The organism is Kribbella sp. C-35, assembly GCF_046549195.1.
Classification (GTDB): domain Bacteria; phylum Actinomycetota; class Actinomycetes; order Propionibacteriales; family Kribbellaceae; genus Kribbella.
Genome location: NZ_JAJPWG010000007.1, coordinates 91,070 through 104,555 on the forward strand (window position 1 = coordinate 91,070; position 13,486 = coordinate 104,555).

12 protein-coding genes and 1 tRNA gene are annotated in these 13,486 nt (G+C 69.3%); 11 read left to right on the forward strand and 2 right to left on the reverse strand.

Annotation, left to right across the window (positions count from 1 at the left end; translation table 11 throughout):
• Positions 1-20: 20 nt before the first annotated feature.
• Positions 21-554 carry a helix-turn-helix domain-containing protein gene (locus ACLJOO_RS38070; RefSeq protein ID WP_410792632.1) on the forward strand — a complete coding sequence of 178 codons (534 nt, stop codon included), beginning with the start codon at positions 21-23 and terminating at the stop codon, positions 552-554.
• A gap of 10 nt (positions 555-564) precedes the next feature.
• On the opposite strand, the gene ACLJOO_RS38075 is transcribed toward ACLJOO_RS38070, so the two are convergent.
• Entirely contained in the window at positions 565-1,578 is a 1,014-nt protein-coding gene (locus ACLJOO_RS38075) for an aldo/keto reductase (RefSeq protein WP_410792634.1), read from the reverse strand.
• A gap of 65 nt (positions 1,579-1,643) precedes the next feature.
• Here ACLJOO_RS38075 and ACLJOO_RS38080 point away from each other — a divergent pair, with 65 nt between their 5' ends.
• Together ACLJOO_RS38080 and ACLJOO_RS38085 are read left to right on the forward strand one after the other, a co-directional pair.
• Positions 1,644-2,582, forward strand: coding sequence for an AraC family transcriptional regulator N-terminal domain-containing protein (locus tag ACLJOO_RS38080; RefSeq protein WP_410792636.1), 939 nt, complete (start codon positions 1,644-1,646; stop codon positions 2,580-2,582).
• 17 nt (positions 2,583-2,599) lie between these two features.
• Entirely contained in the window at positions 2,600-3,433 is an 834-nt protein-coding gene (locus tag ACLJOO_RS38085; RefSeq protein WP_410792638.1) for a hypothetical protein, read from the forward strand.
• Between the two features lie 52 nt (positions 3,434-3,485).
• On the opposite strand, the gene ACLJOO_RS38090 is transcribed toward ACLJOO_RS38085, so the two are convergent.
• Positions 3,486-3,557 (reverse strand) — tRNA-Arg (locus tag ACLJOO_RS38090).
• Between the two features lie 193 nt (positions 3,558-3,750).
• Between ACLJOO_RS38090 and ACLJOO_RS38095 the strand changes: the two genes are divergently transcribed.
• The 8 genes from ACLJOO_RS38095 to rho all read left to right on the forward strand — a co-directional run bounded on the left by ACLJOO_RS38095 (position 3,751) and on the right by rho (position 13,420).
• Positions 3,751-3,936 carry a PspC domain-containing protein gene (locus ACLJOO_RS38095; RefSeq protein WP_410792639.1) on the forward strand — a complete coding sequence of 62 codons (186 nt, stop codon included), beginning with the start codon at positions 3,751-3,753 and terminating at the stop codon, positions 3,934-3,936.
• Between the two features lie 45 nt (positions 3,937-3,981).
• Positions 3,982-4,509: a hypothetical protein gene (locus ACLJOO_RS38100; protein WP_410792641.1), complete on the forward strand. Its 528-nt coding sequence runs from the start codon at positions 3,982-3,984 to the stop codon at positions 4,507-4,509.
• A 63-nt stretch (positions 4,510-4,572) separates the two neighbouring features.
• Entirely contained in the window at positions 4,573-6,231 is a 1,659-nt protein-coding gene (gene argS, locus ACLJOO_RS38105; protein WP_410792642.1) for an arginine--tRNA ligase, read from the forward strand.
• Positions 6,228-7,634 carry a diaminopimelate decarboxylase gene (gene lysA / locus ACLJOO_RS38110; protein WP_410792644.1) on the forward strand — a complete coding sequence of 469 codons (1,407 nt, stop codon included), beginning with the start codon at positions 6,228-6,230 and terminating at the stop codon, positions 7,632-7,634. The genes argS and lysA overlap by 4 nt, the downstream gene beginning before the upstream one ends.
• Complete coding sequence (locus ACLJOO_RS38115) at positions 7,631-8,938, forward strand: homoserine dehydrogenase (protein WP_410792646.1); 1,308 nt, start codon at positions 7,631-7,633, stop codon at positions 8,936-8,938. Before lysA ends, ACLJOO_RS38115 begins: the two co-directional genes overlap by 4 nt.
• 4 nt (positions 8,939-8,942) lie before the next feature.
• Positions 8,943-10,007: a threonine synthase gene (thrC, locus tag ACLJOO_RS38120; RefSeq protein ID WP_410792647.1), complete on the forward strand. Its 1,065-nt coding sequence runs from the start codon at positions 8,943-8,945 to the stop codon at positions 10,005-10,007.
• A 4-nt stretch (positions 10,008-10,011) separates the two neighbouring features.
• Positions 10,012-10,941, forward strand: coding sequence for a homoserine kinase (thrB, locus tag ACLJOO_RS38125; RefSeq protein ID WP_410792648.1), 930 nt, complete (start codon positions 10,012-10,014; stop codon positions 10,939-10,941).
• Positions 10,942-11,266: 325 nt separating this feature from the next.
• On the forward strand, positions 11,267-13,420 hold the full coding sequence (gene rho, locus ACLJOO_RS38130) for a transcription termination factor Rho (RefSeq protein ID WP_410792650.1): 2,154 nt from the start codon (positions 11,267-11,269) through the stop codon (positions 13,418-13,420).
• Positions 13,421-13,486 lie beyond the last annotated feature (66 nt).

Below are 13,486 nucleotides of genomic sequence, written 5' to 3' on the forward strand. Positions count from 1 at the left end.
AGAACCCTGATGGAGAGCCGATGGAGGAGTCGCCGACCCCGGTGCTGGACGTTCTGCTGCACCCGATCCGCTGGCGCATCGTGCAGCGGGTCCTGGGCCGCGAGGTGACCACCACAGACCTGAAACGCGACCTGCCCGACGTCCCCACCACGACGCTCTACCGGCACGTCGCCGCGCTGATCGACGCCGGCTACCTGACGGTCGTCCGCGAACGCAAGATCCGCGGTACGACGGAACGCACGCTCAGCCTGGACCAGACCAAGGTCGGCCGGATCGACGAGCGCGAGGCCCGCGCCATGACCCCCGACCAGCACCGCCAGGCCTTCCTGATGCTCCTGACCCGCCTGGCCGCCGACTTCGACCGTGTGGTCGAGAGCGGCGACCTGTACCCGCGGATCCACCAGCTGGGCTACTCGCAGCTCGCCCTCTACCTCAGCGAGGAGGACATGGCCGCGTTCCGGTCAGCCTTCGCGAAGCTGATCGAACCCTACTTGGCCGAGTCACCCGGCAAGGACCGCGTCGTACTGTCGATGTTCTCGCTGCCCGACGACTGAGTACCGGGCTTCAGCGGCGGCGGAGGTGGGCGTGCTCGATCGCCGGCGGGGTCGCAGCGTAGTTGTCGGCCGGGTCGAGTTCGGTGCCTGGTGCAACGATCTCGTCGATCCGGTCGAGGACCTCGGCGGACAGGTCGAGCTCGGCCGCCGGCAGCAGGCTGTCGAGCTGCTCCTGGGTGCGCGGGCCGATCAGGACCGACGTCACCGCCGGGTGCGCCCGGACGAACGCGATGGCCAACTGCGGCAGAGTCGTTCCGGCCTCTGCAGCCAGCGAGGTGAGCTTCGCCACCGCCGCAGTCTTGGCCCGGCCAGTGGGGGTCGCCGCGTCGTAGCTCGACGGCCGCGTCGACGCCCGGTGTGACGCCGCCGGGTTCGCCCGGCCGGACAGCCAACCGCCGTTCAGCGGGCTGAAGGTGAGTACGCCGAGGCCGTGCCGCTGGGCCACCGGGAACACGGACGCCTCCGGCCGGCGGGTCAGGATCGAGTACAGGGTCTGCTCGGTCAGGAAACGATGCGTGCCGCGGCGCTCGGCGGTCCACTGGGCCTCGACGATCGTCTCCGCCGGGAACATCGACGAACCGAAAGCGCGGATCTTCCCCGCCTGCACCAGATCGGACAAGGCGGACAAGGTCTCGCCGGGATCGGTGTCGTGGTCCGGCCGATGCAGCTGGTACAGATCCAGGTGGTCGGTGCCGAGCCGGCGCAGACTGTTCTCGACCGACTGCACGATCCACCGGCGGGAGGCCCCGCGGAGGTTCGGGTCCGCGCCCATCGGCAGGCCGAACTTGCTCGCCAGGACGACGTCGTCGCGCCGGCCGCGGATCGCCGTACCGACGATCTCCTCGGACTCGCCGGCGGAGTAGACGTCGGCGGTGTCGATCAGGTTGATGCCCGCGTCGAGGGCGCGGTGGATGATCCGGACCGAGTCCTCGTGGTCCGGGTTGCCCATCGCGCCGAACATCATCGCGCCGAGGGCGACGTCGCCGACCGAGATGCCGGTGGCGCCGAGAATTCTGCGGTGCATGGGTTTGCTGCCTTTCTGGTTGGTCCTTCGATCACAGCACCGCCGGCTGCCGGAGCGTGAGCCTGATGCTGGCGCGAGCTTGCGCGATCCTGCCGACTTGGTTCACTGGGGGAGTGGACCAACTGGCCGAGCTGCGGACCCTCATCACCCGGTACGCCGTCGGGCAGCGAGGGCACCGCCGCCACCTGATCGACGGCGTGCAGATCAGCAAGCTCGAAGGGCCGAGCGAGCCGACCGCCGGACTGGCGCGGCCCTCGGTCACCGTCGTTGCCTCGGGCATCAAGCGGACCTTGCTCAACGGTGTGCCCTACGAGTACCGCGCCGGACAGTTCCTCGTCACCTCCCTGGACCTTCCGGTGGTCGGCCAGGCGCTGAAGGCGAGCCCGGACGAGCCGTTCGCCGTGGTCAGCCTGCGGATCGATCCGGTGGAGATCTCGCCGCTCCTGCTCGAGGCGCCGGCCCTGCCACCGCAGTACGCCGGTCTCGTCGTCAGCGATGTGACACCGGAGTTGCTGGATCCCGTCGTACGACTGCTGCGGATCGCCGACCGGCCCGACGACGTACGCGTGCTGGCACCGGGGATCCGGCGGGAGATTCTCTGGCGCCTGCTCACCGGCGAGCAGGGTGCTCTGGTCCGTCAGATCGGTTTGGCCGACGGCCTGCTGGCCCACATCTCGGAGGCCATTCGCTGGATCCGCGGGCACCACAACGAACCGGTCCGGGTGGCGGACCTGGCCGACCTGGCAGGCATGAGTACGTCGACCTTCCATCGTCACTTCCGCGCTGCGACCTCGATGACGCCGATCCAGTTCCAGAAGCAGCTCCGGCTCCAGGAGGCCAGGATCCTGCTCCGGACCCAGTCCGTCACCGCGGCCGAGGTCGGCTACCGGATCGGCTACACCAGCCCGGCGCACTTCACCCGCGAGTATCACAAAGCCTTCGGCCGAACCCCAGGCGAAGACCGAACAAATTTCACCTCTTCGGTGGTGGCAGAGAGTCTCTGATCTGCTACAACGAGTGAATGCGCACACTGGGGATCGTCGTCGCGGTGGCTCTCGCCGCCCTGCTCATACCCGCTCAGGCTCACGCCGTCACCGGATGGACCGTCGTCGGGTCCGACAACGCCCGTCCGCTCGACGAAAGCCAAGGACTGGCCACGGTGACCCGTGGCGGAACTACGGCGTACCGCTACACCGGCGTCGGCACCATTCCTGCCGACCTGCTGACCCGTGGCTGGAACCATGTCGGCGATCCGGGCGCCGCACAGGGCTGGTACGTCGAGCCGTACCAGCGTGACGACCGCGGCGGGAAGCTGTTCCGCGTGCAGTCGCCGGCGGGTACCTGGTCCAACTACACGCACGCCCTCGAGTCCTGGGAGGCGAACAACAACAGCTTCGCCGCTGTGTCCCCGGATGCGCAGTGGATGGTGACGGGGGAGTGGGGCACGATGGACCGCCTGCTCGTCCTCCCGATGCCGGGCGTGGCCGCGACGGACCCATCGAAGAACGTCCCGTTCGCGTCGGCGATCCGCCTCGACCACCAGGTGCGCGACGTACAGGGTTGTGACTTCGTGACAGCTACTCAGCTCCTGTGCTCGTCCGACGACCCGGACGGCAGCCTGTTCGGTACGACGAAGCCGCTGCTGCAGGTCGACCTGACCGGGCCGGTCGGTTCCGCCGATGTGACCGGCCACGTCACCTCCCTGGGGCAACTGCCGCTCCAGAGCAGCTGCTCCGGCGACTTCGAGGTCGAGGGCATCGACTACTTCGAGAACGACGGGACGCTGCGGGTGATCGTGATGTCACCGAGCATCTGCATCGGGATCGACAGCAAGACGTACCGCTTCCGGCGCTGACCCGGACAACACAAAAGGCCCGGGTCCAATGGACCCGGGCCTGGCTGGTTTGCGCCCCCGGCAGGATTCGAACCTGCGCACCCGCCTCCGGAGGGCGGTGCTCTATCCCCTGAGCTACGGGGGCTCAGGAACGTGCAGAACAGTAGCAGGAAGTCACGCGATTCCCCGAATTGGGTGGGGCACCCGGTGCGTCACTGATCGAGGGCCCCGGGACCCCCTGAGCCGACCCTGGAACCGGTGCCGAGTGGGATCAGATCTGTCGTGGGTGTCGTCATAGTGGACGTAAGCCCAACGGTGGAAAGGAAACGGTACTCATCATGGCAAGCTCTCTGGTCCGCCCGTCACACGATCGCTGGATCGGCGGTGTCTGCGCCGGACTGGCTCGCCGGTTCGGTATCTCCGCCAGCACGATGCGCCTGATCTTCGTGATCAGCTGCCTCCTGCCCGGCCCGCAGTTCCTGATCTACATCGTGCTCTGGATCCTGATGCCGTCGGAGGACTAACCCCGACGGCCGGCCGTCGGGGCGCACCTGGCAACCTGACTCTTCATGAGGGCAGGCAGGTGGCGCCCGGCGGCCGGGACGGCTGTCGTGCTCCTGGTGAGCGGAGTGCTCGGTGGGTGCCAGGTCGGCCCCGCCGCGCCGGCGGCCGCTGATCTGCGGACCGGCGCACCGCCCTGGGACGCTCCGCGGGATGCGGTCTCGTACATCGACAAGGCCGGGTTCGAGCGGCTCCCGCTCGACTTCTCCGGCCCGTCGCCGTACACGCTGAACATCGCGGTCACGGTCGACGGCAAACCGGTGCAGGTCCCGGCCGGGATCGGCGTCGACAAGCTCCGCGCCGAGCAGGCCGCCGTCCACACCCACACCACCGACGGCCAGGTCTGGGTCGAGGCCAAGACCGCCTCCGAGCACCCCACCCTCGCCCAGTTCTTCACCCTCTGGGGTCTTCGGTACGACGCCAACTGCCTCGCGGACGCCTGCACCGGCCTGAAAGTCACGGTCGACGGCAAACCCGCCCCATGGGACACCCCGCTCACCCGCAACAGCCACGTCACGGTGAGTGCGCGGAGCTGAGCGCGTACCGGGCTGTGGATGGTGAGTCAAGGGTTTGGGGGGGCGGGCCATTAGGCTGATCCGGTGACCCCGGAACAGCTCGCTGAGAAGATCCTGCAGGCCCTGGCCGCGCTCGCCGTCGACGGCGCCATCACCGTCGAGGGCGGGCTGCCGCGCGAGCTCAAGGTCGAGCGACCCAAGAACCCCGAGCACGGGGACTACGCCACAAACGTCGCCATGCAGTTGGGCAAGCGGGCCGGGATGAACCCGCGCGCGTTCGCCGAGCTGCTCGCCGCCAAGCTGCAGGGCGACGAAGCCATCACCGCGGTGGAGATCGCCGGCCCGGGTTTCATCAACCTCCGGGTCGCGGCCGACGCCCAGGGCAAGGTCGCGCAGGCGATCCTCGACGCGGGTCCGGCGTACGGCACCAGCGACAGCCTCCAGGGGCGGGCGATCAACGTCGAGTTCATCTCGGCGAACCCGACCGGCCCGCTGCACCTCGGCCACACCCGCTGGGCCGCCGTCGGCGACGCGCTGGCCCGGGTGCTCGCCGCCGCGGGCGCGAGCGTCAGCCGCGAGTTCTACATCAACGACCGCGGCAACCAGATGGACAAGTTCGGCGCCAGCCTGCAGGCCGCCGCGCACGGGCACAAGATCCCGGAGGACGGGTACCACGGCGAGTACATCCTCGACCTGGCGAAGCGGATCGTCGACGAGGTCCCGGACCTCCTGACGCTGCCCGAGGACGAGCAGGTGATCGCGTTCCGCGAGGCCGGGTACGAGCGGCAGCTCAAGGAGCAGCAGGACCAGCTCGAGCACTTCCGGACCAAGTTCGACGTCTGGTTCTCGGAGCGCAGCCTGCACGAGCAGGACGGCGTACCGCACGCGATCCAGAAGCTCCGCGACCAGGGGCATCTGTACGAGGCGGACGACGCGCTCTGGATGCGGACCACGGACTTCACCGACGACAAGGACCGCGTCCTGATCCGCTCGAACGGCGAGCCGACGTACTTCGCCTCCGACGCGGCGTACTACGTGAACAAGCGCGAGCGTGGTTTCGAGACGTGTATCTATATGCTCGGCGCCGACCACCACGGGTACGTGAACCGGCTGAAGGCGATCGCGGCCTGCGCCGGCGACGACCCCGAGCACAACATCGAGGTCCTGATCGGCCAGCTGGTGAAGATCCTCAAGGGCGGCGAGGAGATGAAGCTGTCCAAGCGGGCCGGCACCATCGTCACGCTCGCCGAGCTGGTCGAGGAGGGCGGCGTCGACGCGCTGCGCTACACGCTGTGCCGCTACCCGACCGACTCCCCGCTGACCCTGGACATCGAGGAGATGACCCGGCAGGCCAGCGAGAACCCGGTGTACTACGTGCAGTACGCGCACGCCCGGCTCGCCTCGATCCTGCGGAACGCCGACGAGCTCGGCATCAAGCTCGACGAGTTCGACCCGGGCCTGCTCAGCCACGAGCGCGAGGGCGACCTGCTCCGCGCGCTGGCCGAGTTCCCGCGGGTCGTCGCCACCGCTGCCGAGCTGCGCGAGCCGCACCGCATCGCGCGGTACCTCGAGGACACCGCGTCCGCCTTCCACAAGTTCTATGACAGCTGCCGCGTGCTGCCGCGCGGCGACGAGGAGGTGGAGCCGGTGCACAAGGCTCGCCTGACCCTGGTCTCCGCGACCCGGACCGTGCTCGCCAACGGGCTCGACCTGCTCGGCGTCTCCGCACCGGAGCGGATGTGAGGGCGCACGAGGCGGGCGCGCTGCACGCCGACATCGGCCACAAGGCTCCGCAGTGGCTGCGCGCGCCGCGTGACCCCAACGACCTGGTCACCGCGCTGTGGTCGAACACGGCCAAGAAGAACGGTGAAGGCGCCCTCGAGGTCGGCGGCGTCGACGTCCGGGACCTGGTCGCCGAGCAGGGCAGCCCGGCGTACGTGCTGGACGAGGACGACTTCCGCGCCCGGGCGCGCGCGTTCAAGCACGCCTTCAAGGACTTCGACGTCTACTACGCCGGCAAGGCGTTCCTGTGCACGACGATCGTCCGCTGGGTGATGGAAGAGGGCCTGAACCTCGATATCTGCAGCGGGGGCGAGCTGGCCGTCGCGCTCCGCGCCGGCGCCGACCCAAAGCGGTTGGGGTTCCACGGCAACAACAAGTCCGAGTCCGAGCTGGCCCGGGCGCTGGACGCGGGCGTGGGCAGGATCATCGTCGACTCGCAGTACGAGATCTCCCGGCTGATCCAGCTGGCGGGCGAGCGTGGCGTCGTGGCACCGGTGATGATCCGGGTCACCGCCGGCGTCGAGGCGCACACCCATGAGTACATCGCGACCGCGCACGAGGACCAGAAGTTCGGCTTCTCCATCACCTCCGGCGCGGCCTTCGAAGCTGTTGCCCGGGTCAACGAATCCGCGGAGCTGGAGCTGCTCGGCCTGCACTCGCACATCGGCTCGCAGATCTTCGACTCGTCCGGGTTCGAGGTGGCCGCGAAGCGCGTGATCGCCTTGCACGCAAGGGTTTCCGAGGAGCTCGGCGTGGACATGCCGGAGCTCGATCTGGGCGGCGGATTCGGCATCGCCTACACCACGCAGGACGACCCGTCCGACCCGGCGCAGCTCGCGACCGAGATGGGCAAGATCGTCGAGCACGAGTGCCGTGCGTTCGACGTCGACATGCCGAAGGTGTCGATCGAGCCGGGCCGCGCGATCGTCGGTCCGGCGATGTGCACGGTCTACTCGGTCGGCACGGTCAAGGAGGTCGAACTGGACGCCGGCGCCGCCCGGACGTACGTGTCCGTGGACGGCGGGATGAGCGACAACATCCGCGCCGCGCTGTACGACGCCGACTACTCCTGCACGCTCGCCAACCGGTACTCCGACACCGCGCCGACGCTCGCGCGCGTGGTCGGCAAGCACTGCGAGGCCGGCGACATCGTCGTGAAGGACGAGTTCCTGCCCTCCGACGTCCAGCCGGGCGACCTGATCGCCGTCCCCGGCACCGGTGCCTACTGCCGGTCGATGGCGAGCAACTACAACCACGTACCGCGGCCACCGGTGATCGCGGTCAAGGACGGCCACATGCGCGTCGTCGTACGCCGTGAGACCGAAGACGACCTGCTTCTCCTCGACATGGGGGCCGCCGAATGACTGACACCGTGAACGACGCCAAACCTCTCAAGGTAGGCCTGCTCGGTTGCGGAGTGGTCGGCACCGAAGTGGTGCGGATCCTGACCGAGCAGGCGGACCATCTCGCGGCCCGCGTCGGCGCCCCGCTGGAGATCGCGGGCATCGCCGTACGCCGTCCCGGCCGCGCCCGCGACATCGCCGTCGACCCGGACCTGATCACCACCGACGCGCAGGCGCTGGTGTCCCGCGGCGACCTGGACCTGGTGATCGAGGTGATCGGCGGTCTCGAACCCGCCCGCAGCCTGATCCTGACCGCGCTCGAGCACGGCGCCTCGGTCGTCACGGCGAACAAGGCGCTGCTCGCCGAGGACGGCCCGACGCTGTTCGCCGCCGCGGAGAAGTACCAGCGCGACCTGTACTTCGAGGCCGCCGTCGCCGGCGCGATCCCGATCCTGCGGCCGCTGCGCGAGTCGCTCGCCGGTGACGACGTGACCCGGGTGATGGGCATCGTCAACGGCACCACGAACTTCATCCTCGACAAGATGGACAGCACCGGCGCCGGCTTCGACGAGGCGCTCGAGGAGGCCCAGGCGCTCGGGTACGCCGAGGCCGACCCGACCGCTGACATCGAGGGCTTCGACGCCGCCGCGAAGGCCGCGCTGCTGGCCAGCCTGGCCTTCCACACCCGGGTCTCGATCGCCGACGTGCACCGCGAGGGCATCACCGAGGTGACCGCGACCGACATCGCGTCGGCCCGCGAGATGGGCTGCGTGGTGAAGTCGCTGGCGATCTGCGAGCTGGACGAGGCGACCGACTCGGTGAGCGCCCGGGTGTACCCGGCGATGATCCCGGTCACCCACCCGTTGGCCAGTGTTCGGGACGCGTACAACGCGGTTTTCGTGGAGAGCAAGGCAGCTGGACGGCTGATGTTCTATGGTCGTGGTGCCGGCGGCGCCCCGACGGCCAGTGCAGTCCTCGGGGATCTGGTGTCCGCCGCGCGCAACCGGCTCAAGGGTGTGCCGGGGGTCGGCGAGTCGTCGTACACCCAGCGGGCCGTGCGGCCGATGGGCGACGCGATGACCCGCTACCACGTGTCGCTGGACGTGGCCGACAAGGCCGGTGTGCTGGCGGCGGTGGCCCACGCCTTCTCGGAGCACGACGTGTCCATCCAGACCGTCCGCCAGGAGGGCCGGGGCAGTGACGCGCAGCTGGTGGTGGTCACCCACACCGCGACCGACGCCGCGTTGTCCGCGACCGTGGAGTCCTTGCGGGACATGGACATCGTCCGTGAAGTCAGCAGTGTGATGCGGGTAGAAGGCGAGTAACAACATGGTTCACCAGTGGCGTGGCGTGATCGAGGAATACCGTGACCGCTTGCCGGTCTCGACCGATACCCCGGTCGTCACGCTCGGCGAGGGCGGTACGCCGCTGGTGGCCGCGCAGTGGCTGAGCGAGCAGACCGGCTGCGAGGTCTGGCTGAAGGTCGAGGGCAACAACCCGACCGGCTCGTTCAAGGACCGCGGGATGACGGTGGCGATCTCGCTGGCCGCGCAGGCCGGTGACAAGGCGGTCGTCTGCGCCTCCACCGGCAACACCTCGGCGTCGGCCGCGGCGTACGCCGTCCGCGCCGGAATGCTGCCGCTGGTGGTGATCCCGGCCGGCCGGATCGCGAAGGGCAAGCTGGCCCAGGCGGTCGTGCACGGCGCGAAGCTGGTGCAGATCGACGGCGGGTTCGACGACTGCCTGCGGATCGTCCGCGAGCTCGGTAAGAACTACCCGGTCGCCCTGGTGAACTCGGTCAACCCGGTCCGCCTGGAAGGGCAGAAGACGGCGTCCTTCGAGGTCTGCGACGCGCTCGGTGACGCGCCGGACCTGCACCTGCTGCCGGTCGGCAACGCGGGCAACATCGCGGCCTACTGGAAGGGGTACCAGGAGTACGCCAAGGACAAGCTCGCCACCCGGACCCCGAAGATGTGGGGTTTCCAGGCCGAAGGGGCGGCGCCGATCGTGCGCGGCTCGATCGTGGAGAAGCCGGAGACCGCCGCGACCGCGATCCGGGTCGGGAACCCGGCGTCCTGGACGCTGGCCGAGGCCGCGCGGGACGAGTCCGGCGGCCGGATCGAAATGGTCACCGACGAGCAGATCCTGACTGCGCAGCGTGAACTTGCCGCCCGCGAGGGCGTCTTCGTGGAGCCGGCCTCGGCGGCCGGCGTCGCCGGGCTGCTGCACGCCAAGGCGCAGGGCTGGTTGCCGGGCGGTTCGACGGTTGTGATCACCGTCACCGGCCACGGCCTCAAAGACATCGACACCGCCCTGAGCCACCTCACCTTCGAGGAGCCTCCCGTCACCCCCGCCGACACCGATGCCGTAGCCCGCATCGCCGGCCTCGCCTGATCCCATGGGCGAGCACAAGCCGTGTGATCAGGTGCGGGTTCGGGTGCCGGCTACCAGTGCGAACCTCGGGCCGGGGTTCGATGCGTTCGGGCTGGCTTTGACCTTGTACGACGACCTTGTCGTCACCCCGTGCGGCTCCGGCGTAACCGTCGAGGTGACGGGATGCGGCGAGGGCGAAGTACCGCTGGACGAGACGCATCTGGTGGTGCGGTCGATCCGGGCCGGGCTCGAGGCGCTGGGTGCTCCGGTGCCCGGATTCACGTTGCGGTGTGAGAACCGGATCCCGCACGGACGCGGTCTGGGATCGTCGTCGGCCGCGATCGTCGGCGGGCTCGCGGCGGCGTACGCGCTGGCCGGCGAACCGGTCGATCGCGAGCGTCTCGTCGTACTCGCGAACGAGATCGAAGGGCACCCCGACAACGTGGCAGCGGCCGCCCTCGGTGGGCTCACAATCGCTTGGACGGAAGGCGAAACCGGCCGAGCGGTTCGTCTGGAACCGGCGGCTGGAACGGCGGTAGTTGCTTACGTACCGGACAATCGCGTGCTGACCAAGGAGGCGCGCGGACTGCTGCCGAGCGTTGTTCCCCACAGTGATGCGGCGGCCAATGCGGGGAAGGCTGCTCTTCTTGTCGCGGCGCTGACCGGGCGGCCGGAGTTGCTGCTGACCGCGACCGAGGATCGGCTGCATCAGGAGTACCGCGAGCCGGCGATGCCGGAGAGCCTCGCGCTGGTGCACAAACTGCGCGGCAGCGGGCTCGCGGCGATCGTCAGCGGCGCCGGTCCGACGGTCGCCGTACTCGGCGGTCACGATGGGAAGAGCGCAGGTCAGGACCTGTTTTTCCGCGGTACGCCGGATGCGCCGGACGGCTGGACCAAGTACGAGCTGGAGATCGATCCAGTCGGCGTACAGGTCTGGTCGATGGAAGCCGGCTGATCCGGGAATGCGGGACTGCTGACACGCGTTGTACCCCTCGAGTCGGCAGAAGGACCTGTAGTGGTGCTAGTCTCGACTCACCCGATCCCCTCCAGGTGATCGGCGTGCTCTCGTCACGATCCGGGCTGTGCTCCCGGCACCCTGTGTTGTGTGGCGACCCTCCTGTGGATGTGACCTTGCGCCGCCTGCGTCGGAGATGTCCGGGGGGACTCAGATCGAGCGAGAGACTCTTGTACACCACGTGCCCGTTGTGCGGTCGTGGGTGGAATGAAATTGGTCGATGAGCCGTGTCGGACATCGACGATCCGTGTGGGAAGGACCTCACGTGACAGAAACTGTTGAAGCCTCCAGTGGAGCTGACGCCGCGGCGACCACCGCGACGCGTCGCCGGAAAACCGGAGGCGGCCTCGAGGGCATGCTGCTCCCCGAGCTCAAGCAGCTCGCCGGGACGCTCGGCATCAAGGGCACCGGCGCACTGCGCAAGGGCCAGCTGATCGAGGCGATCAAGGCCGCCCAGACCGGCGGGTCCGCCGGGTCTTCTGCGGGCGGCTCTACCAGTGGCTCGAAGGCGAAGGCAGCGCAGTCGACGCAGCCGACGCTCGACGAGGCCGCAGAGGCGCCGGCGGCGAAGACCGCGGCGCCCGCGAAGCGCGAGGGCGGCAGCCGCCGGACCCGCGCCGCCGCACAGAAGGACGCGACCACCGACGCCGCGCCGAACGGCGCTGCCCCCGAGGCCGCCGTCGAAGCGCCGGCCGCGAAGGTCGCGCAGCCGGAGACGGCTGCCCAAACCGGTGGCCAGAACGGTGCCCAGGGTGGTGCCGTCGAGCGGGTGGAGACCCGCACCGAGGAGCGCGCCGACGACCGTGGTGAGAGCCAGGGCCGCAACCGCGAGCGGAACCGCGACGGCAGCCAGTCGAACCGCGAGCAGAACCGGGACAACACCCGGGACAGCCGCGACGGCAACCAGAGCCGCGACCGCAACCGCGACGGCAGCCAGAACCGCGAGCAGAACCGGGACAACCGGGACGGCCAGCGCGACGGCAACCGTGAGAGCTCTCGTGACAGCAGCCGGGACGGCAACCGGGACAACCGCGGTGACAACCAGCGGAACCGGCAGGACCGTCAGGACCGGCAGGACCAGAACGACCGGGGCGAGGAAGGCGAGGGCCGTCGCCGGCGCCGCCGGGGACGCGACCGGGAACGCACCCGCGACGGCCAGCCCACCGGCAGCCGTGACGGCGGCCGGGACAGCGGTCGCGACACCAGCCGCACCCGCGGCCGCGGCGAGCGGTACGACACCGAGCCGACGATCAGCGAGGACGACGTCCTCGTCCCGGCCGCCGGCATCCTCGACGTACTCGACAACTACGCGTTCGTCCGGACCAGCGGCTACCTGCCGGGCCCGAACGACGTGTACGTCGCGCTCTCGATGGTGAAGCGCTACGGCCTGCGCAAGGGCGACGCGATCACCGGTGCGGTGAAGCAGCCGCAGGAGGGCGAGCGCAAGGAGAAGTTCAACCCGCTGGTCCGGATCGACACCGTCAACGGCGCCGACCCGGAGATCGCCAAGCAGCGGCAGGACTTCAACAAGCTCACCCCGCTGTACGCGACCGAGCGGCTCCGCCTGGAGACCGAGCCGGGCGTGCTGACCACCCGGATCGTCGACATCGTCAGCCCGATCGGCAAGGGTCAGCGCGGTCTGATCGTCTCGCCGCCGAAGGCCGGTAAGACGATGGTGCTGCAGGCGCTCGCGAACGCGATCACCACGAACAACCCCGAAGTACACCTGATGGTCGTGCTGGTGGACGAGCGGCCCGAAGAGGTCACCGACATGCAGCGCACGGTCAAGGGTGAGGTCATCGCCTCGACCTTCGACCGCCCGGCCGACGACCACACCACGGTCGCGGAACTGGCGATCGAGCGCGCGAAGCGGCTGGTGGAGCTCGGCCACGACGTCGTCGTACTGCTGGACTCGATCACCCGGCTCGGCCGCGCGTACAACATCGCGGCGCCGGCCAGCGGCCGGATCCTGTCCGGTGGTGTCGACTCGTCGGCGCTGTACCCGCCGAAGCGGTTCTTCGGTGCGGCCCGCAACATCGAGGACGGCGGCTCGCTGACCATCCTCGCGACGGCGCTGATCGAGACCGGCTCGAAGATGGACGAGGTGATCTTCGAGGAGTTCAAGGGCACCGGCAACATGGAGCTCCGGCTGCGCCGCGAGTTCGCCGACCGGCGGATCTTCCCGGCCATCGACGTGGTCGCCTCCGGCACCCGCCGCGAGGAGCTGCTGATGTCCAAGGACGAGACCCAGGTGGTCTGGAAGCTGCGCCGGGTGCTGTCCGCGCTCGACGGGCAGGCCGCGCTGGAGCTCCTGATCGGCAAGCTCAAGGAGAGCAAGTCGAACATCGAGTTCCTGCTCCAGGTCAACAAGACCACCCCGTCGACTGGTACGTCGCACAGCACCACCAACGGCGACTGATCTACCTCGATTACCAGTTTGCCGCTCTCGGGTGGCAAACTGGTACGTCGGTTCCGGTTCACGCTC